Annotated in this window: 26 protein-coding genes; 24 read left to right on the top strand and 2 right to left on the bottom strand. The window is 37.0% G+C overall.

The window, feature by feature from the left end; genetic code table 11:
- The first annotated feature begins 1 nt into the window (after position 1).
- The 7 genes from I588_RS15140 to recN are packed head-to-tail and all read left to right on the top strand — an operon-like array spanning position 2 to position 6,276.
- Positions 2 to 856 carry a bifunctional methylenetetrahydrofolate dehydrogenase/methenyltetrahydrofolate cyclohydrolase gene (locus I588_RS15140; RefSeq protein ID WP_010759633.1) on the top strand — a complete coding sequence of 285 codons (855 nt, stop codon included), beginning with the start codon at positions 2 to 4 and terminating at the stop codon, positions 854 to 856.
- A gap of 2 nt (positions 857 to 858) precedes the next feature.
- Positions 859 to 2,196 (top strand): exodeoxyribonuclease VII large subunit, encoded by a 1,338-nt coding sequence (xseA, locus tag I588_RS15135; RefSeq protein ID WP_010759632.1) that lies wholly within the window; start codon positions 859 to 861, stop codon positions 2,194 to 2,196.
- Entirely contained in the window at positions 2,196 to 2,420 is a 225-nt protein-coding gene (locus I588_RS15130; RefSeq protein ID WP_010759631.1) for an exodeoxyribonuclease VII small subunit, read from the top strand. The genes xseA and I588_RS15130 overlap by 1 nt, the downstream gene beginning before the upstream one ends.
- A 2-nt stretch (positions 2,421 to 2,422) precedes the next feature.
- Entirely contained in the window at positions 2,423 to 3,301 is an 879-nt protein-coding gene (locus tag I588_RS15125) for a polyprenyl synthetase family protein (protein ID WP_010759630.1), read from the top strand.
- An 11-nt stretch (positions 3,302 to 3,312) separates the two neighbouring features.
- On the top strand, positions 3,313 to 4,125 hold the full coding sequence (locus I588_RS15120) for a TlyA family RNA methyltransferase (protein ID WP_010759629.1): 813 nt from the start codon (positions 3,313 to 3,315) through the stop codon (positions 4,123 to 4,125).
- A 10-nt stretch (positions 4,126 to 4,135) separates the two neighbouring features.
- Positions 4,136 to 4,594, top strand: a complete 459-nt coding sequence (locus I588_RS15115) for an arginine repressor (protein ID WP_010759628.1) — start codon at positions 4,136 to 4,138, stop codon at positions 4,592 to 4,594.
- An 11-nt stretch (positions 4,595 to 4,605) separates the two neighbouring features.
- On the top strand, positions 4,606 to 6,276 hold the full coding sequence (gene recN, locus I588_RS15110; protein ID WP_010759627.1) for a DNA repair protein RecN: 1,671 nt from the start codon (positions 4,606 to 4,608) through the stop codon (positions 6,274 to 6,276).
- Positions 6,277 to 6,316: 40 nt separating this feature from the next.
- Here the strand turns inward: recN and I588_RS26925 are convergent, their stop codons facing one another.
- Complete coding sequence (locus I588_RS26925; RefSeq protein WP_425387139.1) at positions 6,317 to 6,442, bottom strand: DUF4044 domain-containing protein; 126 nt, start codon at positions 6,440 to 6,442, stop codon at positions 6,317 to 6,319.
- 214 nt (positions 6,443 to 6,656) lie between these two features.
- On the opposite strand from I588_RS26925, the gene I588_RS15105 reads away from it, so the two are divergent.
- The 17 genes from I588_RS15105 (at position 6,657) to ileS (ending at position 24,655) form a co-directional block, all read left to right on the top strand.
- Entirely contained in the window at positions 6,657 to 7,037 is a 381-nt protein-coding gene (locus tag I588_RS15105; RefSeq protein ID WP_010759626.1) for a DUF3397 domain-containing protein, read from the top strand.
- 164 nt (positions 7,038 to 7,201) lie between these two features.
- Positions 7,202 to 7,633 (top strand): division/cell wall cluster transcriptional repressor MraZ, encoded by a 432-nt coding sequence (gene mraZ, locus I588_RS15100; protein ID WP_010759625.1) that lies wholly within the window; start codon positions 7,202 to 7,204, stop codon positions 7,631 to 7,633.
- Positions 7,634 to 7,648: 15 nt separating this feature from the next.
- Complete coding sequence (gene rsmH / locus I588_RS15095) at positions 7,649 to 8,605, top strand: 16S rRNA (cytosine(1402)-N(4))-methyltransferase RsmH (protein WP_010759624.1); 957 nt, start codon at positions 7,649 to 7,651, stop codon at positions 8,603 to 8,605.
- A 5-nt stretch (positions 8,606 to 8,610) separates the two neighbouring features.
- The gene (ftsL, locus tag I588_RS15090) at positions 8,611 to 8,991 is read left to right on the top strand and encodes a cell division protein FtsL (RefSeq protein ID WP_010759623.1); all 381 of its coding nucleotides are present in this window, start codon (positions 8,611 to 8,613) and stop codon (positions 8,989 to 8,991) included.
- A complete protein-coding gene (locus I588_RS15085) occupies positions 8,992 to 11,166 on the top strand; it encodes a penicillin-binding transpeptidase domain-containing protein (RefSeq protein ID WP_010759622.1) in 2,175 nt (724 codons plus the stop codon). It abuts the gene before it with no gap.
- Between the two features lie 16 nt (positions 11,167 to 11,182).
- Complete coding sequence (gene mraY / locus I588_RS15080; protein WP_010759621.1) at positions 11,183 to 12,145, top strand: phospho-N-acetylmuramoyl-pentapeptide-transferase; 963 nt, start codon at positions 11,183 to 11,185, stop codon at positions 12,143 to 12,145.
- 12 nt (positions 12,146 to 12,157) lie between these two features.
- The gene (murD, locus tag I588_RS15075) at positions 12,158 to 13,522 is read left to right on the top strand and encodes a UDP-N-acetylmuramoyl-L-alanine--D-glutamate ligase (RefSeq protein ID WP_010759620.1); all 1,365 of its coding nucleotides are present in this window, start codon (positions 12,158 to 12,160) and stop codon (positions 13,520 to 13,522) included.
- Between the two features lie 8 nt (positions 13,523 to 13,530).
- Entirely contained in the window at positions 13,531 to 14,622 is a 1,092-nt protein-coding gene (murG, locus tag I588_RS15070) for an undecaprenyldiphospho-muramoylpentapeptide beta-N-acetylglucosaminyltransferase (protein ID WP_010759619.1), read from the top strand.
- A 24-nt stretch (positions 14,623 to 14,646) separates the two neighbouring features.
- Positions 14,647 to 15,723 carry a cell division protein FtsQ/DivIB gene (locus I588_RS15065; RefSeq protein ID WP_010759618.1) on the top strand — a complete coding sequence of 359 codons (1,077 nt, stop codon included), beginning with the start codon at positions 14,647 to 14,649 and terminating at the stop codon, positions 15,721 to 15,723.
- 160 nt (positions 15,724 to 15,883) lie between these two features.
- Entirely contained in the window at positions 15,884 to 17,203 is a 1,320-nt protein-coding gene (gene ftsA, locus I588_RS15060) for a cell division protein FtsA (protein WP_010759617.1), read from the top strand.
- A 21-nt stretch (positions 17,204 to 17,224) separates the two neighbouring features.
- The gene (gene ftsZ, locus I588_RS15055) at positions 17,225 to 18,463 is read left to right on the top strand and encodes a cell division protein FtsZ (protein ID WP_010759616.1); all 1,239 of its coding nucleotides are present in this window, start codon (positions 17,225 to 17,227) and stop codon (positions 18,461 to 18,463) included.
- Positions 18,464 to 18,477: 14 nt separating this feature from the next.
- On the top strand, positions 18,478 to 19,155 hold the full coding sequence (locus I588_RS15050) for a YggS family pyridoxal phosphate-dependent enzyme (RefSeq protein ID WP_010759615.1): 678 nt from the start codon (positions 18,478 to 18,480) through the stop codon (positions 19,153 to 19,155).
- A gap of 10 nt (positions 19,156 to 19,165) precedes the next feature.
- Positions 19,166 to 19,813 carry a cell division protein SepF gene (locus I588_RS15045; RefSeq protein ID WP_010759614.1) on the top strand — a complete coding sequence of 216 codons (648 nt, stop codon included), beginning with the start codon at positions 19,166 to 19,168 and terminating at the stop codon, positions 19,811 to 19,813.
- A gap of 17 nt (positions 19,814 to 19,830) precedes the next feature.
- Positions 19,831 to 20,100: a YggT family protein gene (locus I588_RS15040; RefSeq protein WP_034694602.1), complete on the top strand. Its 270-nt coding sequence runs from the start codon at positions 19,831 to 19,833 to the stop codon at positions 20,098 to 20,100.
- A 13-nt stretch (positions 20,101 to 20,113) separates the two neighbouring features.
- Complete coding sequence (locus I588_RS15035) at positions 20,114 to 20,896, top strand: YlmH family RNA-binding protein (protein ID WP_010759612.1); 783 nt, start codon at positions 20,114 to 20,116, stop codon at positions 20,894 to 20,896.
- An 18-nt stretch (positions 20,897 to 20,914) separates the two neighbouring features.
- Complete coding sequence (locus I588_RS15030; RefSeq protein ID WP_010759611.1) at positions 20,915 to 21,625, top strand: DivIVA domain-containing protein; 711 nt, start codon at positions 20,915 to 20,917, stop codon at positions 21,623 to 21,625.
- Positions 21,626 to 21,865: 240 nt separating this feature from the next.
- Positions 21,866 to 24,655 carry an isoleucine--tRNA ligase gene (gene ileS / locus I588_RS15025; RefSeq protein WP_034694419.1) on the top strand — a complete coding sequence of 930 codons (2,790 nt, stop codon included), beginning with the start codon at positions 21,866 to 21,868 and terminating at the stop codon, positions 24,653 to 24,655.
- A gap of 45 nt (positions 24,656 to 24,700) precedes the next feature.
- Here ileS and zwf read toward each other — a convergent pair whose 3' ends face one another.
- A complete protein-coding gene (zwf, locus tag I588_RS15020) occupies positions 24,701 to 26,206 on the bottom strand; it encodes a glucose-6-phosphate dehydrogenase (RefSeq protein WP_010759609.1) in 1,506 nt (501 codons plus the stop codon).
- Between the last annotated feature and the right edge of the window lie 6 nt (positions 26,207 to 26,212).

Below are 26,212 nucleotides of genomic sequence, written 5' to 3'. Positions count from 1 at the left end.
CATGGGAACAATTATTAATGGGAAAGATTTAGCAGAAAAGCTTCAACATGACATTGCGAAAGAAGTTAAAGAACTGGAAAAGACAGCATTGCGTCCAGGTCTTGTCGTTTTGTTAGTGGGTGATAATTCAGCTAGTCAAACCTATGTTAAAAATAAACAATTAGCAGCACAACGTATCGGTATTCATTCAAAAGTTATGCGATATCCAGAGACAATCTCAGAAACAGAATTGTTAGAAGAGATCACATTCTTTAATCAAGCAGATGAATATCATGGGATTTTGGTTCAGTTACCTTTGCCGAAGCATATAGATGAAGAAAAAGTTTTATTGGCGATAGACCCAATCAAAGATGTTGATGGTTTTCACCCAATGAATTTAGGACGTTTATTTGCTGGTGTTCCGCATACGATTCCCTGCACGCCATATGGTATTATGAAAATGTTTGAAGCTTATGATATTTCTTTATCTGGCAAACGAGCCTTGATTATCGGACGTAGTAACATTGTGGGTAAACCGATGGCACATTTAATGTTAGCAGAAGATGCTACTGTTACAATTGCTCATTCAAAAACAGTGAATTTACATGAATTGGCAAGAGAAGCAGATATCTTAATTGTAGCAATTGGTCAAGGGCATTTTGTAACTAGTGATTTTATTAAACCAGGAGCTGTAGTTATTGATGTAGGCATGAATCGTAATGAAGAGGGAAAGCTGATAGGTGATGTAAATTTCGATGAAGTTAAGTCTCTGACAAGCTTTATCACACCTGTTCCTCGAGGAGTAGGACCTATGACGATTACTATGTTGATGCAGCAAACAGTAGAAGCATGCCGACGCCAGAAACTGGGTGAATAAGAATGGCTCAAGAATATTTAACAGTTAGTGCTTTGAATAAATATATAAAACGTAAGTTTGATGTTGATCCTTACTTAGAGCGGGTTTATTTGACTGGAGAAATTTCTAATTTCCGTTTGAGACCTAATAATCACCAATATTTTAGTTTAAAAGATGAACAATCTAAAATAAATGCGATAATGTTTAAGGGTGCTTTTCAAAAATTGAAATTCGTTCCTAAAGAGGGAATGAAGGTTTTAGTTGTTGGCAGAGTGGCGTTGTATGAAGCGAGTGGAATGTATCAAATTTACGTTGAACATATGGAACCAGATGGTGTGGGAGCACTGTATCAAGCATTAGCGGAATTGAAAGAAAAATTAAATAAAGAAGGACTATTTTCTTTACCAAAAAAAGAGTTACCGAGATTTCCTAAACGAATAGCAGTGCTAACAAGTCCTAGCGGGGCAGTAATTAGGGACATCATCACCACAGTAAATAGGCGTTACCCTATCGTACAGCTCGTTCTATTTCCAACAATTGTACAAGGTGATAAGGCTGCTGAAAATATTGTTGAAAATATTAGACGAGCGGAATCAGGTGATTTTGACACCATGATTATTGGACGTGGGGGTGGTTCAATTGAGGATTTATGGCCCTTTAATGAAGAAATAGTAGCTAGAGCAATCGCGGCTTCCCAAATGCCCATTATTTCATCTGTAGGTCATGAGACGGATACAACAATTGCTGATTTGGTTGCTGATGTACGTGCTGCAACTCCTACTGCGGCGGCGGAATTAGCAGTTCCTGTATTAAGCGAGGAACTCTTACGACTGAAAGAAAAGCAAAATCGCTTAGAACAAGCCTATTTAAATCAATTAGAACGAAAAAAGGAACGTTATCAACGAATTATTCAGTCATACATTTTTCGCCAACCGATACGTTTGTATGAAGCCCAAAGTATCCAGTTAGATCGCTTAATTCAAAAACTCCAACAAGAAACTACTAAATTAGTTAACCAGCGAGAAAAAGAACTACTACAAACGATTAGCCGTTTTGAGAAGGTAACCCCTCTCAATCGAGTCCAAAACACCCAACAGCAAATTGATTATCTAACTAATCGTTTGAATCAGCAAATGAGCGTGTTTATGGAGCAAAAAGAACAATCGATAAAGAATGCAATTACTTCGTTAGATTTGTTAAGCCCACTAAAAATTATGGGCCGTGGTTATACATATACGACCCAAGATAATCAGGTTATTCGTTCAGTAGATGAACTGAGGGAAAGGGATTTAACGATCCATTTCATTGATGGAACCGTCAAAGCTACAATTGATAAAGTTATCAAAAAAGGAGAAGAATAATGAAAAATGCAACATTTGAAGAATCATTAACTGAGCTGGAAGCAATTGTTGCTCAGCTTGAGCGAGGAGATGTCCCGCTAGAAGAAGCTCTAGAAGTGTTTCAAAAAGGTATGTTGTTAAGCAAAAAATGTCAAGAAACTTTGAGTAAAGCTGAAAAGACACTAACCAAAATGATGACAGAAAATAACGAAGAGATACCATTTACTGGTGAGGAGGAAGCTTAACTATGCTGCAATCTTTCAGAGCAAAAGAGTTGCCGAAAGTAGAAGAAGCTATGTTAACTTTTATCAAAGAGCATGCAAGCGATGAACAACTAGGAAAAAGTATGATGTATTCTGTAAAAGCAGGTGGTAAAAGAATTCGTCCATTAATTGTTTTAGCGACTACCGTTTCATTTAAGGGTGAAGTTGACAAGAATGCGTATCAGGTTGCTGCTGCGTTAGAAATGATTCATACCTACTCCTTGATTCATGATGATCTACCAGCAATGGATGATGATGATTTGCGAAGAGGAAAACCGACTAATCATAAGGTTTTTGGTGAAGCCTTAGCTATTTTGGCTGGAGACGGGTTACTGACAGGAGCATTTCAACTATTGAGTGAAACATCTTTAGAGGCGACAAAACTCATTTTGTTGCTTCAGTTACTAACTAAGGCTTCGGGGACAGAAGGTATGGTTGCTGGTCAAGCTGGAGATATGGCTGCTGAAAAACAACGGATATCTCTAGAGGAATTAATGAGTATACATCAAGGGAAAACTGGAGCTCTTTTGACTTTCGCCTTTATTGCTGGAGGAATCTTAGCGGATCAGACTGATTATGTTATTGAACAACTACAGAAATTAGGTCAGCATATTGGTTTAGCTTTTCAGATTAGAGACGATCTTTTAGATGTAGTTGGAACAACAGAAATGTTGGGAAAAAATGTTGGTCAGGATGAAAAATCTGAAAAGAGTACTTACCCTTCTCTTTTAGGTCTAGCAGGTGCAAAAAAGGCTCTAAAAACGGAATTAGACTTGGCTAGCAAAGTAGTTGAAAATCTGAGAGAAGTAGAAGGTTTTGAACCTAGTTTGTTCAAAGAATTAATTAAATTGTTTGCATTATAGAGGAGAGCACCATGAAAAAAGAACGAGTTGACGTTTTAGCCTACAATCAAGGACTTTTTGAAACAAGAGAAAAAGCAAAAAGAGCAATCATGGCTGGACAAGTTTACGATCAGAATAACGAACGACTTGATAAGCCTGGAGAAAAAGTATCAGAGGATACTCAGTTGCAAGTTAAAGGACAAAGTTTGAAATATGTTTCTCGAGGAGGCCTGAAATTAGAGAAAGCTCTACAGGTGTTTGATCTTTCTATTGCTGATAAAATTGTTTTAGACATAGGAGCCTCAACTGGAGGCTTTACCGATGTCGCTCTGCAAAATGGAGCCAAAATGACTTATGCTTTAGATGTTGGTTACAATCAACTGGCTTGGCGGATCCGGCAGGACAAGCGAGTAGAGGTAATGGAACGTACGAATTTTCGATATTCAAAACCAACTGACTTTGAAAAAGGGACGCCAGATTTTGCTACTATTGATGTTTCTTTCATTTCATTAAAACTGATTCTGCCTCCTCTTAAGGATATTTTAGTTCCTGCAGGAGATGTGGTAGCATTAATCAAACCACAGTTTGAAGCGGGGAAGTCATTTGTTGGAAAAAAAGGCATCGTGAAAGAGGCTGCTACGCATTTCAATGTTCTAAATGACATTACACAGTTTGCTTTACAAGCAGGTTTTGATGTTGAGGCAATTACTTATTCACCCATTACTGGTGGTGAAGGAAACATTGAATTTTTGGCTCATTTAAGATCGGGTGAGGTATTAGGTAAGATGAATTCGGCAATCGATTTAAAAGAAATTGTCAATCAAGCTCATCAACAACTAAGTTAGGAGGCTCTCAATGCGAAAACAAGAACGACACCGTTTGATTACAAGATTATTGAATGAACACGATATTAAACGACAAGAAGATTTTGTACGAGTATTAGCTGGGGAGGGTGTTAAGGTTACCCAGGCTACGATTTCTCGTGACATTAAAGAAATGAAATTAATCAAAGTCCCATCGACGAATGGTGGTTATCGTTATAGTGTTCCTCTTAAAAATGAAGAAAATTTGTCTGAACGCTTGAACGAACTTTTGCAAGAAGCGTTTTTGTCCACAGATCAAATGGAAAAAATGGTAGTATTAAAAACTCTACCAGGAAATGCTTCTGCAGCAGCCAACTTGATAGAAAAATTTTTTAATAAGAAGTTATTCGCTGTTCTGAATGATGACGACAGTGTGTTGATGATTGCTCGATCAGAAGATAACGCGAAAGAGTTATATCAAGAAATTAGTAGTAGAAGTCAAAAAGAGTAGGTGAACCAATTATGTTGCAAGAATTGACAATCAAAAATTTTGCAATTATTTCTTCTTTGCATCTAACTTTTACCAATGGAATGACAGCGTTAACTGGGGAAACAGGTGCAGGTAAATCTATTATTATTGACGCGGTCAGCCTGTTAGCAGGAGCGCGTTCTTCAATAGAATATATCCGACAAGGGAGTGATCATTGTTTATTAGAGGGTATTTTTGATCTGCCAAAACAAGTTGAGTTTGAAGAATTAGTAGAAGAATTAGGCATTTATACTGAGGAAAATATATTAATTGTTCAACGAGATATGAATATATCTGGAAAAAATATATGTCGGATTAACGGAAGGACCGTAACATTAGCAAACTTACGAAAAATCGGTCAATATATTGTAGATATTCAAGGTCAAAATGATCATCAAGAGTTAATGAATCCTGATTCTCATCTGCGATTACTAGATAGTTTCGGTTCAAAAGAATTTCAAAAAAATAAACGTACGTATCAGGCATCCTATAGAGAATATGTTGACTTAGTAAAGCGCGTAAATAAATACAAGCAAAATGAGCAATCTTTTGTACAACGAATTGATATGCTGACTTTTCAGCAAGAAGAAATTGGTAATGCTCAATTAGAAACTGGTGAAGAAGAACGTTTAATTGAAGAACGAGACAAACTTATGAATTTCCAACGAATTGTTGATACCCTTTCCTATAGTTATCAGGGGTTGTCTAACGATGAAGCTGGAGCATTAGATACCATCGGATCTGTTAGTCAAGAACTTCAATCCATAACCTCATTAGATGATGAATATCAAACGATTTCTGAGAATGTTAGCAGTGCCTACTATTTACTGCAAGACGCTGCTAGTGAGATAAGTCGTCAGCTGGATGCTCTAGAAATGGATGAACAAAGGTTAGAGCTGGTGAATGAACGATTAGATCTTATTCATCAATTAAAGCGAAAATATGGTGATTCTATCGAAGTGATTTTGGATTATTATCACACAATCAGTCAAGAATTGTTGGATTCAGATTTTTCAGAAGGTAAACTTGAACAGTTGGAAAATGAACTTTTGAACAAAGAAAAGGGACTTCGAACAGGTGCCAATGAATTACATGCTGAACGTAAAAAGATAGCGGAGAACTTGGAAAAAGCTATTCAGCAAGAGTTAAAACAGTTATATATGGAAAATGCTCGTTTTCAGGTTGAGTTCAAGAAAAATGTTTTTCATGAGGAAGGTGTGGATCAGATTGAATTCTATATTACAACTAATCCTGGTGAACCATTAAAACCGCTAGTTAAGGTTGCATCTGGTGGTGAGGTTTCAAGAATTATGCTGGCGCTAAAAACCATATTCTCTAAAACTCAAGAATTAACGAGTATTGTATTTGATGAAGTGGATACTGGAGTTAGCGGGAGAGTAGCTCAAGCTATTGCGGATAAAATTTATCAAATAGGTAAAAATTCGCAAGTACTGTGTATCACACATTTACCCCAAGTGGCTGCAAAAGCAGATCATCAACTTTTTATTGAAAAAGAGATTATTAATGGGCGTACGATAACCAAGGTGGAAGAACTACCTGAAGACAAACGGACAAATGAGATAGCTAGAATGTTAGCAGGTGCTGAAATAACTGATCTAACAGTTCAGCATGCCAGGGAATTGCTGGCAATGGCAAAACAGTAAAAAATACCACCGCTCCTGATGAAAGGAGCAGTGGTATTTTTTACATAATGCTTATAAGGCTGCTAATAACAAGTGATCCAACGATTAAAATCAACATAGCCCAAATAACAATTTTAGTGATTTTTGAAAAAGTGCTAGTTGCCTTTTTTTCTTTCAATTTTGCCACCGTCCTTGTACATATTCACAAGTATGATACTCTAAAATAGCAGCCTCTGCAAACTTACTTCGACTAATATAAAAATTATAAGCATTTCTTGAGAAATATGAAGAAAGAATGGCCTTTGTTAAGAGTTACTAAATCTACTAGATTTTAAATAAACTGAAACGAAAATGTAATGATAATGAAGTATAGTGTCGTTAGTAGTTATAAATAGGAAGGAATGGGTGTGTTGGGGTCATTTTCACCGATATTATTATTATGGTATGTTTTCCCTGTCATCATACTATTAGGTTCAGATTATATCGTAAGTGTATTAAAATTGAAGCAACGTTTTAATATTAAGGTACCGGATATATCTGTCCCATTTTTATTCGTAGGTATGCATGAGATTTCAAAGCATATTAGTACATTTTCTATTTTACCGTATTTTTTGCTTACAATCTTATTGTTAGGAATTGCTGTGGTTTTATTTCAAGCTTATCGGTACCGTGAAATTATTTATGGACGATTTTTTAAGATGTTTTGGCGAATGACATTTTTATTATCTGTAGTGATGTATTTTATCTTGATAATTGCTAGTTTTATACGCCTTGTTTTCTGATAAAAGTCTTTAAAAAAACTGATAAAAAGATGCATTATCATTGACAATTTAATATGGTTAGTGAAGGTCAGACAACTCTGTTTATTGTTTCCTGGAAAATGTGGTAGATTGTGGGGGATTGTGGTAGACTAAACTCATGCAGTGGGGAATAGGGGTGAAACTAGATGTTCATGGGAGAATTTCAGCACAATATTGATGCAAAAGGTCGATTAATTGTGCCTTCGAAATTGCGTGAACAACTTGGGGAAAAATTTGTAGTCACTCGTGGTATGGATGGCTGTTTATTTGGTTACCCTATGACTCAATGGAATGAGCTTGAAGAAAAGTTGAACGAGATGCCATTATCTAAAAAAGATGCACGAGCATTTGTTCGGTTCTTTTATTCTGCTGCAACTGAATGTGAAATTGATAAACAAGGTCGAATTAACATTCCAGCTACTCTAAGAGGCCATGCTGATTTAGAAAAAGAATGTGTGATTATTGGAGTAGCAAACCGAATCGAAATATGGAACGAAACGCGTTGGCGTGAGTTTACAATAGAAACAGAAGCTAGTTTTGATGACATTGCGGAGACAATGGTAGATTTTGGATTTTAGGGAAGAGGATTTTTGATGACGGAAGACTTTCAACATACAACTGTTTTGCTAAATGAAACAGTAGACGGGTTGGCTATTAAACCTGATGGAATTTATGTTGACTGTACACTTGGCGGAGCTGGACACAGTGAGTACTTGCTTCAACAATTAAATGGGAATGGTCATCTTTTTGCATTTGATCAAGACCAAAAGGCGATTGATAACGCCGGTATACGCCTGAAAAAGTATATAGAGCGTGGACAAGTTACGTTTATTAAGGCCAATTTTAGAGAGCTTGCAGATCAGCTTGCCCTTTTAGATATTGCAGCCGTTGATGGTATCCTATATGATTTAGGTGTTTCATCCCCGCAATTAGACGAAGCCGATCGTGGTTTCAGCTATCATCAAAATGCACCTTTAGACATGCGTATGGATCAGCATGCTTCTTTAAGTGCCTACCATGTCGTAAATAACTATTCCTATCAAGATTTAGTGAAGATTTTTTTCCGTTATGGTGAAGAAAAATTTTCTAAACAAATTGCACGCTTAATCGAACGTAAGCGAGAAGAGTCACCTATTAAGACTACGGGTGAACTGGTTGATCTTATTAAGGAGGCAATTCCAGCTCCTGCAAGAAGAAAAGGTGGGCATCCAGCTAAGCGTGTCTTTCAAGCTATTCGAATTGCTGTTAATGATGAGCTGGGTGCAATTGAAACTTCATTAGAGCAAGCAATTCACTTGATTGCCCCACAAGGAAGGATTAGTGTGATCACATTTCACTCATTAGAAGATCGCATTGTAAAAAATATTTTCAAGGAATACAGTTCGCCAAAAGATGTACCACCAGGCCTACCTGTAGTACCTGAAGAGTTTCAACCTATGTTAAAATTAGTAAATAGAAAACCGATAGTTCCGTCAACTAAAGAACTTGAAGAAAATAACCGTGCACGAAGCGCGAAATTAAGGATCGTAGAAAAAACAAAGGAAGGATAAGGATTATGGCTGAATTAAAAAATAATCAACAGACACAATTTGATTATGCACAACCTGAACAACCAATCCAAACGCCAGATTCTTTCGAAGTCTTTGTTTCTCCGGCAGATCGCTTAAAGAAAATCTCTCGTATTGAAAAGATTGTTGCAGTTGGACTATTAGCTATGCTTATTAGTATGGCAATTATTATGGTAAATACCCGAAATGATATCAGTAAAACGCAAAATGATATTACAAATACACAAACTGAAATTGATAAAAAAGAAAAAACAGCGACACAATTGCAACAAGAAAAGAATGAATTATCTCGTTCTGATCGGTTGAAGGAAATCGCTGAGAAAGATGGGCTTTCAATCAATGACGAGAATTTAAGGAAAGTGAAGTAAATGAGCTTTAAGAGGATTAAACGTAAAATCCGTAAAAAAAATTTAACTCCGATGAACAATCGCAAAAAAGTAGGTATTCTTTTATTTGCTACGAGTATTGGATTGTTCTTTTTGTTTGCTGGACGAATGATATTTGTTGTAGCTGGTGGGCACGTCGCGGGTACATCACTTAAAGAAAAAACAGAAGAGCTTTATCGAGGTGAGCAAATAGTGCCTGCGAAGCGAGGCACTATTTATGATCGTAATGGAGAAGCTATCGCTGAAGATGCTACCTCTTATTCTATTTATGCGGTTCTTTCAGAAAGGTATATGTCAGGTAATGAAAAGTTATATGCTCAAGAAAAGGATTTTGATAAATTAGCTGAAATTATGCATGAACAATTAGGAGCTAAAAAAAGTAGTGCTTTGAAGAAACTGAAAGATGGAAAAAAAGATAATTTATATCAAGTAGAATTCAATCCATGGGGGAAAAATATTTCAGAGGAAACTAAGCAAAAAATCGAGAAATCAATGAAACAAGCTAAAATAAAAGGTCTCTATTTCGAGGATCATACCAAAAGGATGTATCCTAACGGAGCATTCGCTTCTTATTTTATTGGATATGCTTCTCCTGATAAGAACGAAAAACTTAGCGGAGTGACTGGACTGGAAGCTGCGTATGATGATGTACTTAAAGGCAAAGATGGTAAGATCGTTTATCAAAAGGATAATAATCAAAACCCGTTGCCAGGTACTGTAGCTGAACAAAAAGCTTCTGAAGATGGAGAAGACATATATACTACATTAGATGCTGGCTTGCAGAGCTATTTAGAAACTTTGATGGATGAAGTAAGTGAAGAAACGAAACCAGCCGACATGACAGCTACATTAATGCAAGCTAAAACTGGTGAGATTTTAGCTATGTCACAACGTCCCACTTATAATCCTGAAACTAAAGAAGGATTAGGGGATGACTCTGTTTGGCGAAATATTCTAGTTGAAGACAGCTATGAGCCAGGATCAACTATGAAGATATTTACTACAGCGGCTGCTGTAAACGAAGGTATCTTCAACGAAAATGAAAGTTTTGCTTCGGGAAAGATTAACGTTGGGGATGCAACGATAAATGACCATGACTTAGGAGCAAAAGGTATTTTGACTATGCGGCAAGCTCTTTCTTGGTCTAGTAATGTTGGTATGGTAATGCTGGAAGAACGCTTAGGTGATAAATGGCCTGATTATTTGAAGCAATTTGGTTTTGGGCAAAGCACTTATTCTGGACTTCCTGGGGAAAGTAAAGGAACTATGCCTACAAGTAATATTGTCGATCAAGCAATGAGTGCCTATGGGCAAGCAATCGGGGTAACGAACTTTCAAATGATGAGAGGTTATACAGCTATTGCAAATGATGGGAAAATGCTTCAACCACATTATATTAAAAAAATGGTTAATCCCAATACTAACAAAGAGATAGTTACAAAACCTGAAGTAGTTGGAGAACCAATCACTGCAGAAACCGCAAAAAAAGTACGTGAATACATGCGGGATGTAATAGAAAGTCAGGACTATGGTTCAGCATATGATCAATATAGTGTACCTGGCTATCATATTTCTGCTAAGACAGGAACGGCACAGATTTTCAAGGATGGGGCTTATTTAACAGGAGACACTAATTATATTTATTCCATTGCTTTGATGCTGCCGTCCGAAGATCCTGAATTTATTTTGTACTTGACCTTGAAACAGCCTGAGCATTATCCAGAAGGCGTATTGGGGGAAATTGCAAATCCGTTGTTGAACCGTGCAATGGAATTTCAGTCAGAAGAAGCTGACATAAATAACTCTGAAGAACAGCAGGTTACTGTTGCGGACTATCGTAACCTAAAAACTGATATTGCAGCAGGAGATGCAAATAAACGCGGTGTAAATGCTGTTGTTGTTGGAAACGGTAGTAAGGTGGTAAAACAATCATCTAAACCAGGTGAAAAAGTAATGTCAAATGAACGTCTAATTCTTTTAACTGATGGTACTAAAGAATTGCCAGACGTACGAGGTTGGTCTAAAGCAGATATCTTAAAACTATCGAATTTACTTGATATAGATGTAGAGTTTACTGGTGAAGGGTATTGTACGAAACAAAGTATTGAGCCTTATAGTGAAATTTCCAAACAAAAATTGAAAATTACCTTGAGTTAGGACTGGAGAGAAAAGAATGGAACCGGCACAACTATTTATTGCTTTTGTTAGTAGTTTTGCGATTACTGTCGCATGGATGCCTTTTTTAATTGGCTATTTTAGAATGAAGAAACAAGGTCAAGCTATTCGCGGCGAAGGACCTGAATGGCATAATGTTAAGGCAGGAACACCTACAATGGGTGGAGCTGGTTTTTTAACGGCTGCTGTGATAACCATTATATGGTTTAGTATATGGCAGGATAAAATGACATCATCATTATTATTATTGCTATTTGTACTAGTGCTTTATGGTGTGATTGGTTTTTTAGACGATTTTCTAAAATTAGCTCGTAAACAAAATGAAGGCTTAACTTCTAGACAAAAATTTATTGGACAATTAGTTGTAGCTATTTTATTTTATATTTTTTATCATGTTGCAGGGTATAGTGATTCATTGAATTTCTTTGGTCTAGAATTGTCTGTGGGAATTGTCTATGGATTGTTCGTGATTGTTTGGCTTGTTGGCTTTTCCAATGCAGTCAATTTGACTGATGGAATTGATGGTTTAGTCTCAGGCCTAGGTACAATTTCTTTTGCAACATATGCTATTATTGCTTGGAATCAGCAACAGTATGAAGTATTGATTGTTTGTTTAAGCATAATTGGTGGTTTAATTGGCTTCTTTCCTTATAATAAGAAACCAGCCAAAATTTTTATGGGAGATGTAGGATCATTATCTCTGGGAGGTTTATTAGCAGCTGTTTCTATCATGCTGCATCAGGAATGGACATTATTACTGGTTGGTTTAGTATATGTTTGTGAGACGGCTAGTGTAATGCTACAGGTCACTTCTTTTAAATTAACTGGCAAGCGCATTTTTAAAATGTCTCCTTTGCATCATCATTTTGAAATGTCTGGTTGGACTGAATGGAAGATTGATATTGTTTTTTGGCTAATTAGTTTGGCCGTATCAATACTAGTTTTAGTGATTGTACTTTAGGAGATGAAAATAATGAAGCAAATAGAACGATATAAAAATGAAAAAGTGCTGGTCTTAGGTTTAGCTAAGAGTGGGTTTAGTGCGGCCAAGTTGCTTCATCGCTTGGGCGCGCTTGTTACTGTAAATGATGGAAAACCTTTCGAAGATAATCCAGCAGCACAGGATTTATTGGAAGATGGTATTCGAGTGATTACTGGAAGCCACCCAATTGAGTTGTTAGATGAAGATTTTTCATTAATGGTTAAAAATCCAGGAATTCCCTATAGTAATCCGTTAGTCGAAAAAGCTGAATCATTACATATTCCAATCTTGACAGAAGTAGAATTGGCATACCAGGTTGCTGAATGCCCGATTATTGGTATTACAGGGACTAATGGAAAGACAACCACAACTACAATGATTGGACTTTTGTTGAATCAAAATAGAGAAAAGGGAAAAGCTTATTTAGCTGGGAATATTGGTTTTCCAGCTAGTGAAGTTGCTCAAAAAACAGAAAAAACCGATGACATTGTGATGGAAATGTCTAGTTTTCAACTGATGGGAATTACTGAATTCCATCCTCAAATTGCTGTAATAACGAATATTTATGAGGCACATTTAGATTACCATGGATCCCGTGAAAATTATGTATCAGCGAAATGGGCTATTCAAAAAAATATGACAAAATCAGAGTATTTAGTTATTAATTGGGATTCTATGGAGTTGCGTAAATTAAGCTCTAAAAGTAAAGCAACTATTATTCCTTTTTCAACAAAAGTAACTTTAGAGAATGGTACTTATTTGAAAAATGGTGCTCTATACTACAGAGATGAAAAGATTATTGACGCTGAGAAGCTAGGGGTTCCTGGACAACATAATATTGAGAATGCATTGGCGGCTATTGCTGTTGCTAAGTTAAAAAATGTCTCTAATAAATCAATCCGTTCAGCTTTGACTCATTTTCATGGAGTTCCTCATCGTACACAATACGTAAAATCCATAAATGATCGCAAATTCTATAATGATTCAAAAGCTACTAATAGCCTAGCTACAGAAATGGCTTTAAGTGGGTTTGAAAATGAGAAAGTAATCTTATTAGCAGGTGGATTGGATCGGGGAAATAGCTTTGATGAATTAATTCCTGCTATTAGGGGATTAAAAGCAGTTATTTTATTTGGTGAAACGAAAAACAAATTAGCTGAAACTGCTAAAAAAGCTGGAATTGACAAAGTTTTATTTACTGAAAATGTTGAAACAGCTGTACAATTAGCTTATGAGTATAGCGAGGCGGGAGACAATATATTGCTTTCTCCTGCAAACGCTAGCTGGGACCAATACCCCAGCTTTGAGATTCGTGGAAATAAATTTGTTCAAGCAGTTGAAAAGTTAGAAAAGTAGGAAAAAAAATGAAGATACTTGTAACAGGTGGAGGGACCGGTGGACATATATATCCAGCCCTTGCTTTTATCCGCTATGTTAAGAAAATTGATCCTGATGCAGAGTTTTTATATGTCGGGACACATCGCGGTCTGGAAAATAAAATTGTACCGGAAACTGGAATTTCATTTAATACAATAAAAATCCAAGGATTCAAACGCAAAATATCTATGGATAACATTCAAACCTTGAATTTATTTATGAAAAGTTTGAAACGTTCAAAAGAAATTTTAAAAGAATTTGAACCAGACGTAGTCATTGGTACTGGGGGCTATGTTTCAGGATCTGTTGTGTATGCCGCTGCACGTCTGAAAATCCCAACGATTATCCACGAACAAAATAGTGTGCCTGGAATTACGAACAAATTTCTTAGTCGGTTTGTTGATAAAGTAGGAATATGTTTTCCAGATGCTCAACAATATTTCCCAGATGATAAGACTGTTTTAGTAGGGAATCCTCGTGCACAAGAGGTTGTTGCAAATGGGAAATCAGAAGTACTTTCTGATTATGGTCTAATTCCTGAACGTCCAACTGTCTTGATTTTTGGTGGAAGCCAAGGTGCACTAAAAATAAATCAAGCGGTTATCCAAGCGTTACCCCAACTGGCACAAAAAGATTATCAAATTCTTTACTCTTCTGGAGAAAGGTATTTTCAGGAGCTTAGTGAGAAATTTGATGCAGGAAAAGCATGGACTAACATATCTTTGCAACCTTACATCAAAAATATGACCGATGTAATGGCAAATGTTGATTTATTAATTGGCCGTGCAGGGGCCACTTCAATCGCGGAATTTACAGCTTTAGGGCTTCCAGCAATACTAATACCTAGTCCATATGTGACCAATGATCATCAAACAAAGAATGCTCAAAGTTTAGTAGAGGCTGGAGCTGTTGAAATGATTGAGGATGATAAATTGGATGGAGATATTTTAATAAAAACAATTGATTCAATTATGTATAATCATAAATTAAGGGAACAAATGGCTGAATCGTCAAAAAAAGAAGGTATTCCGGATGCAGCGGAGCGACTATGGCATTTAGTAACTAGTATTATAAAGTAGAATAATGGCAGGAGGTGAATAGGCTTGAGCCAACAAGAAACACCTGAAAATAACAAAGATGATAAGGACAAACTAACACCTTGGCAGTTAGCAAATCAAGAATACTTGAAAATGCATCCGAACGAATCCAAAAAACAATTTACGGAAGAATCTGAGCAAGAAATATCGATAGAGGACACGGAAGTTAAAGATGAAGAAGATAGCGAACGGTTAGAGGATACAGAAAAGTCTGAAGAAAAAACTGAAAAGAAGAAATTGGGACCGGTAAACGGATCATTTTTAGATCGTTTGCCTAATATCCGGCACGAACGGAATAGGCGTTTGTACAAACGTCTCACGATATTAATAGTTTTGTTTATGATTCCTGCGTTGATCTTATTGTATTACGTTTCTCCATTAAGTCGTTTGTCAGGCGTTTCAATTGAAGGCAATGAGCAAATTTCATCAGAAGAAATAGCCAATAAATTAAATTTTTCAGTAGGGAATAATCTATGGTCGCAGTATTTTCAGCGCAATGACCATATTGATCGACTAAAAAAGCAAGAGTTAAGAGTACAAGATGCGAGTGTTCGCTTTGATGGAATCAATAAATTTGTAGTTGATGTCAAGGAGTACAAAGAAGTAGCTTACCTTGGACATGATAATGAATACTCTCCTGTACTTGCAAACGGAACAGTAATTCCAATGAATGTGGAGAAACCACAAGGTACTTTACCAATCTTAGAAGGTTTTACTGGCCCCAAAAGAATACTAGAAGTAATGAAGCAGTATGACGCATTATCTGAGAAAGTTCGTCAAGGTGTTTCTCAAATAAAGTATGCTCCTACAAATGAGAACAAAGGTCTGCTCCAAATTTTTATGAATGATGGAAATCAGGTTTTGGTCTCTATTCATGATATGAGTCAAAAAATGAAATATTATCCACAAGTTGTCGAAGAAATGAATGCTCAAAAAATGAAAGGTATAGTTGATATGGAGGCCGGAATTTACAGCTATTCTTATCCAGAAGAAACAACTTCAGATAACACTGAGCAAAATACAATTGAAAGTACAACAGAAAATCCACCTGAAGAAACTAGTCCTTCGGTTGAAAATGATTAAAATTATCCGAAGAAAATACGGATTCTCCTTTTTAATTCCGTGCAAAATGTGGTAAAATTGGTGGCAGTGAGTATATTTGAAAGAAATATATGACGTGCTTACTGAAAGCAGATATTTTCAATCTAGATAATGAAATTTTAAGTAGGAGGGAATCCCATTCATGGCAAAAGCAGGAATGTATGTGGGCCTTGATATCGGAACGACATCTGTTAAAGTTGTAGTTGCCGAATACATCGATAGCCAAATGAATATAATTGGTGTTGGAAATGCAAAATCAGAAGGAATCAATCGTGGGATTATTGTGGACATCGATAAAACGGTTCACGCAATTCAACGAGCAGTAAAACAGGCCGAGGAAAAAGCAGGGATTCAAATCAAGAGTGTCAGTGTGGGATTGCCAGCAAACCTTCTAGAAGTCGAGCCTTGCCAAGGCATGATCGCGGTGAATAGTGAATCTAAAGAGATTACTGATGATGATGTACGGAACGTTGCTTCTGCCGCAATGGTTCGTTCAATTCCTCCTGAAAGACAAATCGTAGCTTTATTACCTCAAGAATTTACTGTTGATGGATTTGATGGAATCAAAGATCCTCGTGGTATGATTGGTGTACGTCTAGAAATGTTTGGTCTAGTTTTCACGGGCCCTAAAACAATTATTCACAACATAAAAAAATGTGTTGAAACAGCAGGGTTAACAGTTGCTGAAACGATTATTACACCTTTAGCGCTAACTGAGTCAATCCTTTCTGATGGCGAAAAGGATTTTGGTACAATTGTGATTGACATGGGTGGCGGACAAACGACAACCGCTGTAATGCATGATAAGCAATTAAAGTTCACGCATGTTGATCAAGAAGGCGGAGAGTACGTAACAAAGGATATTTCGATTGTATTGAATACTTCTTTCAACAATGCTGAAGCCTTAAAAATCAATTATGGGGATGCTTATCCAGCCAGAACATCGGCAGAAGAAGAATTTCCAGTTGATGTAATTGGAAAAACAGATCCTGTAAAAATTGATGAACGTTATCTAGCTGAGATTATTGAAGCTCGCTTAGAACAAATTTTTCGTAAAGCAAAAGGCGCTTTAGATGAAATCGAAGCATTAGATTTACCAGGAGGAATTGTCCTATCTGGAGGTGCTGCCAGTATTCCTGGAGTAGTCGAGCTTGCTGAAGATGTTTTTGGTACAAACGTTAAGTTACATGTACCAAATCAAATGGGCTTGCGAAATCCGGTATTCACCAATGTGATAAGTATTGTTAATTATTCAGCTGAATTGAACGACGTCTATCACTTGGCAAAATCAGCAGTGACTGGCGAAAAAGTTTCGTTATCACCGCAGGTTTCAGCTGTATCCACTACACCAGTCTATGATGACTATGATGCTGTGGAAGAATACGAAGAAGAAACTAAACCAAAGAACGACGAAAAAGTAACCGGGAAGATTAAAGACTTCTTCTCTAATATTTTTGATTAACTCACATAGGAGGAATAAAATATGGAATTCTCAATAGATAACAATATTAACGAAGGCGCAGTTATTAAAGTTATCGGTGTCGGCGGCGGCGGCGGAAACGCAATTAATCGTATGATCGAAGAAAACGTTAAAGGCGTTGAATTTATTGCTGCGAATACTGATGTACAAGCTTTAAAGAACTCAAAGGCTGAAACAGTCATTCAATTAGGTCCAAAATATACACGTGGACTAGGGGCAGGTTCTCAACCTGAAGTGGGTCAAAAAGCAGCTGAAGAAAGCGAACAATCCATTCAAGAAGCTCTGCAAGGTGCCGACATGGTATTTATTACTGCTGGTATGGGCGGTGGAACGGGAACAGGAGCTGCTCCAATCGTTGCAAAAATCGCAAAAGAGTTGGGTGCGCTAACTGTAGGTGTTGTAACTCGTCCTTTTAGTTTCGAAGGACCAAAGCGTGGTCGTTTTGCCGCTGAAGGCATATCTTTACTTAAGGAAAATGTAGATACTCTGTTAATTATTTCTAACAATCGCTTGTTGGAAGTTGTTGATAAGAAAACACCAATGCTTGAGGCTTTTCGTGAAGCAGATAACGTTCTTCGTCAAGGAGTACAGGGCATTTCAGATTTAATTACTGCACCTGGATATGTTAATTTGGACTTTGCAGATGTTAAGACAGTGATGGCGGATCAAGGTACCGCTTTAATGGGAATAGGTGTTGCTAGCGGTGAAGATCGTGTGGTTGAAGCAACTAAGAAAGCCATTTCTTCCCCATTATTAGAAACATCTATAGATGGTGCTGAGCAGGTGTTGTTAAACATAACCGGTGGTCTAGATATGACATTGTTTGAAGCACAAGATGCTTCGGATATTGTTGCAAATGCTGCAACTGGAGACGTAAATATTATTTTAGGAACATCCATTAATGAGGAATTGGGCGATGAAATTCGTGTAACAGTAATCGCTACGGGGATTGACCCAACAAAAAAGGAGCGAAAGGCTAGCCGCAGTACTCAACGCACTAGCCAAGTTCAATCGGTACCACAAAAACCGAATTTAGATATTGAACCTATAAAAAATAATGAATCACAATCAGCGTTTGGTGAATGGGATATTCGTAAGGAAGATAACATTCGTCCAAAAGTAGACGATACTCAATTTGAAAATATCGAAAAGAAAGAATTTGAGACTTTTACTCGCGAAGAAGTAAAACCTGAAAAAGACGAAGAACTTGATACACCACCATTCTTTCGCCGTAGAAAATAAAAGGGGGAGAGCACATGATCGCTGATAACTTGCATAGTATTGAGCAAGAGATTCAGGAGTCGTGTGCTCTTGTTTCACGTACTCCTGAGGAAGTAACGCTAGTTGCAGTAACGAAAAGTGTTGACGCAATTGCTGCGGAAGAATTAGTGAAACTAGGGGTAACTAATTTAGCCGAAAATCGAGTTGACAAACTTCTTGAGAAAAAAGAAAGTTTAAGTGAATATTCCCAAATAGCTTGGCATTTGATTGGTAATTTGCAACGACGCAAGGTAAAATCTATTATCAATCATATAAATTATTTCCATGCTTTGGATAGTTTGCGTTTAGCGCAAGAGATCCAAAAAAGAGCTTCGCATAAGATTAATTGTTTCATTGAAGTCAATATCTCAGGGGAAGAATCAAAGCATGGTATACATCCCGAGGAATTGCTCTCATTTGTTCATAAGTTATCAGATCTATCCAATGTATATGTGGTTGGACTAATGACGATGGCACCTTTTGATGCAGATGATGAAACAATCCGGAGCATCTTTGCTTCCTTGAAAAATTTACAGGAAAAGATTTGTTCCCTAAAACTGAAATATGCTCCTTGCACAGAACTTAGTATGGGGATGAGCCAGGATTTTTCACTGGCAATTATGGAAGGTGCAACCTATATTCGTGTAGGAACAGCATTATTTAAGAAAGGATAGGACGGAATCAATGGCCATTAATCTTGCAAAAATTAGTGATTTCTTCGGTTTAGCTGATGATGAGGAAGTATATGAAGAGACACCTGTTACCCGACAGACTATTGTAAAACAACCAAAGAGAGAGAGACGTACACAAGCAAAGCCTATGATAAATAAAAGTAAGCAACAAGTACGTCAAGAACCAGTTAAGCGTTCTATAGAAAGCACATTGTCGGCAAACAAACAGCCGTCTAAAGTAAGACAACGTGAACAAATTGTTACTAACAAGGTTGAGACAGGTTCTCCCGCAAAGGGAACGGAAAAAGTGATCAATATGCCTAACAATGAAGCAATGAAAAAAAGAGTAGCGTCTCAAACAGTAGGAACTACGAGAGAACGTAAACGGATATCTGTTGTAGAACCCAAAGCTTATAATGAAGCTATGGTTATTGCTAAAAGAATTGCTCAAGGCGAAGCAGTGCTGATTAATTTTCAATCACTAGATGAGGGCCGTGCTAGAAGGATTGTTGATTTTTTAACAGGGGCGGTATATATGATAGACGGTGACATAAAACGAGTTGGAAATGAAATGTTTTTATGTACACCTACAAATATGGAAGTTGATAACTCTACATTACAATCGATGGGGGATCAAGACATCTTTGGACTTGAACTATAAAAGGAGAAAATTAGTTGATACTATTTAACTTATTAAATTTAATTAATCGCTTGGTTAATCTTTACACAATATTGTTGGTCGTATACGCATTACTCTCTTGGTTTCCTGGAGCCTATCAATCTGCCTTAGGAAAATTTCTTGGTCGTATTTGTGAACCATTCTTAGATTTATTTCGTCGCTTGCCATTACAGTTTGGTGGAATTGATTTTTCTGTTATGGCAGCAATTATTGCTTTAAATTTTATCATGAGAATTCTTAATTCGCTAATTTACAGCATGATTTATTAGAGGGGGTAAGGGGATGAATGAGAATGTCTATCAACATTTTCGACCTGAAGAACGCCCGTTTATAGATGCTGTTGGTGATTGGTTAGAACAAGTTGAAAGCCAATATGCACCTTATTTGACAAGTTTCCTTGATCCACGACAAGCATACATTCTCGAGACATTAACACGGGAAAATAGTGATTTAAAATTTATGTTCTTCGGAGGCTATGAACAGGCTGAGCGTTGTCGCTGTATGATTTATCCTGAGTATTTCGAGCCATCTAAAGACGATTTTGAAATTATAACAATTGAAATAAAGTATCCGCAAAAGTTCACAGAGCTATCTCATGGAAAAGTATTAGGAACACTTATGAATGTTGGAATAAAGCGGGATTACTTTGGGGATATTATTTCTGACGGCAAGAGATGGCAAGTTTTCTTAGCCCGTGAAACGTCTAATTTTATAGAATCCCAAATAACTAAAATTGGTCGTGTTACTGTTCACTTAGAGGAAAAGCTATATACTGAAATTATTGTTCCAAAAGATAGCTGGTCTGAAGAAATTACAACTGCCTCTTCATTAAGGCTTGATGTGATAATTTCAACCGTATATAATATTTCCAGACAGCGTTCTAAACAATTAGTTGAATCTGGTAAAGTAAAAGTAAATTGGAGTATCAATGAACGTTCGGATTATTTATTGGACTTACTAGACGTAATTTCAATTAGAGGTTTTGGAAGAATACAAATTCAGGCAATTGAAGGAAAAACTAAAAAAGAAAAAATCCGTTTACGCTTAGGCGTTTTACGAAAATAAACTGATGAGGTGACATGAATGGCTTTAACTCCACTAGATATTCAAAATAAAAGTTTCTCTACTAAAATGCGAGGATACAACCAAGATGAAGTTGATGATTTCTTAGACATGATTGTTAGAGATTACGAAGATAGCATTTCTAAAAATCGTGAGCTTGAAAAAGCATTGAAACATGCTGAAGAGAAATTGGAATATTTCAATGAATTGAAAGAAGCTTTGAACCAATCAATTGTTGTAGCACAAGATACTGCTGATAAAGTAAAATCTTCTGCTAGTAAGGAATCAGAAGTGATCGTAACATCTGCTCAAAATCGCGCAGATGAACTGATTACCAATGCTGAGAAGAAAGCACACTTGTTAACTTCGACTGCTGAAGAACGAGCAAGAGAAATCTTAAGTGATGCTACTAGTCAAGCTCGTCAATTAGCTGCTGAAACAAATGATTTGAAGAAAAAAACTCGTACTTTCCACCAACAATTATTATTATTACTGGAAACCCAATTAGATCAAGCAAAAAGTGGTGACTGGGAAGAAATATTAAAACCTATGACAGCATACGTTGATGATAGTAATGACATTATTAAGGAAGTATTGGCTGAAGAGCTTGACAATGATCTGGATTTTGCAGTAAACTCAGATGAGTCAACTATCGATTCTACTCATGATGATATGGGACTGACTATCGATATTCCTGAGTTAATTAAAACAGATAAAGTAGACGAGAACTAGAACAGAAAAGCTGATTAGAATCTTTTAGCGAACCACTGACGGTGTGAGAGTGGCAGACCCTCTAATGAGACAGATCCTCTAGTTTGTTTTACTGGTGAAGGTATGTAATCAGTAACGGTTCATCTCGTTAACGATGGAGAGGAAATCAAATTGATTTCAAATCTGGGTGGTACCACGACAAGTTCGTCCCTTTGCGGGATGCGCTTGTCTTTTTTTATTTAGAAAGGAAGTCGAAGCAGAGTGAAAATGAAAGATACACTATTATTAGGAAAAACGGCTTTCCCAATGCGCGGGAATCTACCAAACCGTGAAGGTCAATGGGAGAAAGGTTGGGAAGAAGATAAAGTATATGAGAAACGTCAAAAACTAAATGAAGGAAAACCATCCTTCGTGTTACATGACGGGCCTCCTTACGCAAACGGAAATATTCATATTGGACATGCTTTAAACAAAATCAGTAAAGATATTATCATCCGATCAAAATCAATGTCTGGATTCCGTGCACCATATGTTCCTGGTTGGGATACTCATGGTTTACCAATCGAACAGGTTCTGACTAATAAAGGTATTAAGCGTAAAGAAATGACAATGGCTGAATATCGTCAAAAGTGTTATGAGTATGCTCTAACTCAAGTAGACACTCAACGCGAAGATTTTAAACGACTGGGTGTGGCAGGGGATTGGGAGCATCCTTATATTACTTTAACACCCGATTATGAAGCTGCTGAAATTCGTGTGTTTGGTAAAATGGCTGAAAAGGGCTACATCTATAAAGGATTAAAACCAATTTATTGGTCACCTTCAAGTGAGTCGTCTTTGGCTGAAGCGGAAATTGAGTATAAAGATGTGAAATCAGCATCAATTTATGTCGCATTTCCAGTTAAAGATGGAAAAGGTCTGTTGGACTCCGATACTTCTTTTGTCATTTGGACAACTACGCCTTGGACATTACCTGCTAATCAAGGGATTTCTGTGAATCCAAGTTATATTTATGTGTTAGTAGAAGCAGACGGTAAAAAATATGTGATTGCCAAAGATTTAATTGAAACTGTTCAAAAAGAAATTGGTTGGGAAGTTGTACATGTTCTAAAAGAACTGAAAGGTACTGAATTAGAATATATGACTGCTACACATCCATTTTATGATCGAGAATCATTAGTTATTTTAGGTGATCATGTTACTTTAGACGCAGGTACTGGATTGGTTCATACTGCTCCTGGTCACGGTGAAGATGATTATTTCGCAGGAAAAAAATATGGTTTGGATGTACTATCACCAGTAGATGATCGCGGTGTATTTACTGAGGAAGCTCCTGGTTTTGAAGGGATTTTTTATGATAAAGCTAATCCAATGATCACTGATTTACTGAAAGAAAAAGGACACTTATTGAAATTGGACTTCTTTACTCATAGTTATCCGCATGATTGGCGGACAAAGAAACCTGTGATCTATCGCGCGACACCACAATGGTTTGCGTCGATTGATAAATTCCGTCAAAATATTCTGGATGAGATTGAAAAAGTAGACTGGATTATTCCTTGGGGAAAAACACGTTTGTATAATATGATTCGTGATCGTGGTGATTGGGTAATTTCGCGTCAACGTGCTTGGGGCGTTCCTTTACCAATTTTTTATGCTGAGAATGGGGAAGCGATTATTACACCAGAGACTATTGAACATATTGCCACTTTATTTGCTGAGCATGGTTCAAATGTTTGGTTTGAGAGAGAGGCAAAAGAGCTATTGCCAGAAGGCTTTACTCATCCAGGGTCACCAAATGGAGAATTTACAAAGGAAACAGATATCATGGACGTTTGGTTCGATTCAGGTTCTTCTCATGAGGCAGTGTTGCGTCAACGTCCGGAATTGACTTTCCCTGCTGACATGTATTTGGAAGGCTCTGATCAATATCGTGGTTGGTTTAACTCGAGTATCACCACTAGTGTTGCTATTAATGGAGTAGCACCTTACAAGGCTGTGTTATCGCAAGGCTTTGCTTTAGATGGTGAAGGTCGAAAAATGTCTAAATCTTTAGGAAATACGATTGTTCCTGATAAGGTTATTAAACAAATGGGAGCAGATATTTTACGTCTTTGGGTTAGCAGTGTGGATTATGAATCAGATGTACGTGTTTCCATGGATATTCTGAATCAAATTGCTGAAGTATATCGCAAAATTCGTAATACCATGCGTTTCTTATTAGCTAATACAACAGATTTTGATCCTAAAAAAGACACTGTTTCTTACGAAAAATTACGCTCTGTTGACAAGTATATGTTAGTTCGATTAAATCAAGTGATTAAAAGTGTTCGAGAGGAAGGCTACGAAAAATACAACTTCGTACACATCCATAAAACAATCGTTAACTTCTTAACGACAGATTTGTCAGCATTCTATTTAGATTTTGCCAAGGATGTTGTTTACATTCAAGCAGAAGATGCGTATGAACGTCGTTGCATGCAAACTGTGTTTTATCAGTCTGCTGTAGCTTTAACAAAACTGTTAACACCAATTTTGCCACATACGGCAGAGGAAATTTGGTCGTTCCTGAAGGAAGAGGAAGAATATGTTCAATTAGCTGAATTACCAAGTTATCAAGAATTTTCTAATCAGGCTGAATTGCTAGATACCTGGAAAGCATTTATGGAGTTTCGCGATAATGTATTAAAAGCACTAGAATCAGCACGAAATGAAAAGATTATTGGTCGTTCTCTAGAGGCTAAACTGACTATCTATCCTAATGAACAGGTACGTGCATTGTTAACTGCGGTAGATGCTGACCTGCCACAATTACTGATTGTTTCGCCAGATTCATTTAGCATTTCGAAAGAGCAAGCTCCTGACACTGCAATGAAATTTGATGATGTGGCTTTAGTAGTTGAAAAAGCAGAAGGAGAAGTTTGTGATCGCTGTCGTCAAGTAAGAACAACTGTTGGCCAAGATGAAAAATTACCAAGCTTATGTGCAACCTGTGCAGAGATTGTTGAAGAAAATTATCCTGAGGCAGTAGCAGAAGGATTTGAAAAATAAGAAAAAGAGCAAGCAGTCTTGTGTGATTGCTTGCTCTTTTTTTCATTATAGCTTGCCACGTTCACGATACCAAGTATCTGGATGCCAATTCCATTCGTGCCCATTTTTTTCAAGTAGTTCGAAGGCTGCTTTCGGTCCCATGGTTCCTGCGGCATAATTAGGAAATTCTGGAGTGGATTGATCCCAGGTTTTACGAATGCGATCCACTATTTCCCATGAGTTGGCAACCTCATCCCAGTGTGAGAAGTTTGTACCATCGCCACGTAAAGCGTCAAGTAATAGTTTTTCATACGCTTCAGGGCTGTTTTCGGTTACCTCAGCAGACTGACGAAAATCCATTTTTACTGGTTCAGGATTGAAACCTTGTCCGATTTGTTTGCCATTTAAGGTTAGTGAAAAACCTTCTGTTGGTTGAATATAAATAGTTAACACATTTTGAGCCAATTCTTGCTCGTCTTCATTGTCAAAATGAAAAACATTAACTGGAACCTGCTTAAAGATTACATTGATACGAGTGCCTTTTTCAGTCATCCGTTTTCCGGTACGGATATAAAAAGGAACACCGGACCAGCGGAAGTTGTCAATTAGGAATTTTCCAGCAACAAAAGTTTCAGTGGAAGAGTCTTCAGCTACATTTGGTTCTTTGCGATAAGGAGCAAACTCAGTACCATCTAACTTACCAGCGTCATATTGACCACGAACAAAGTTGTCTTCTACTTCTTCAGGAGTATAACGTCGAATTGCCTCTAAAACTTTAACTTTTTCTAAGCGGATAGATTCATCTGAAAATGAAACTGGGACTTCCATTGCTAGTAAAGAAACTACTTGTAAGATATGATTTTGTACCATATCTTTCAACGCTCCGCTATTTTCATAATAGCCTCCACGATCTTCTACACCTAAACTTTCAGAAAACGTAATTTGAACATTATCAATATAGCGATTGTTCCACATAGATTCAAAAATATTATTAGCAAAACGTACTACGGAAATATTTTGAATCATTTCTTTTCCTAGGTAATGATCAATTCGGAAAATATCTTTTTCAGGAAAGACTGCTCGGATTTGCTGGTTCAGTTCATTAGCAGAATCATAGTCAAAGCCAAATGGTTTTTCAATAACTAGACGATTAAAGCCATTTTCAGTCAGGATTCTTTGAGATTGTAAATGTTCAACAATGGTACCAAAAAATTGAGGTGCCATGGCCAGGTAATAAATACGATTGTTAGATAATTGATATTGCTCATCCAATTTATCAGTTAAAACTCGTAATTCATCATAGTGTTTAGTATCATTCACGTTATGTGAAAGGTAGTAAAAATGGTTGGAAAAGTTTTCTGCTTCTTCCGGAGTTGGCTGCAATTCTTGAATGGTTTCTTTGACAATTTCACGATAATGCTCATCACTCCAAGGTCTGCGTGCCGTTCCGATAACAGCAAAATGTTCTTTTAATGTTCCTTTTTTATACAAGCGGAATAATGAAGGATATAGCTTTCTTTTTGCTAGATCTCCGGTACCGCCAAAAATCGTAAATAATGCTGATTGTTCCATGTAGTT

The sequence above is a fragment of the Enterococcus pallens ATCC BAA-351 genome, assembly GCF_000407485.1.
Taxonomy (GTDB): Bacteria; Bacillota; Bacilli; order Lactobacillales; family Enterococcaceae; genus Enterococcus_A; species Enterococcus_A pallens.
The sequence above is the reverse complement of the archived record's forward strand: the minus strand, read 5'-3'. Positions and strand labels throughout refer to the sequence as shown.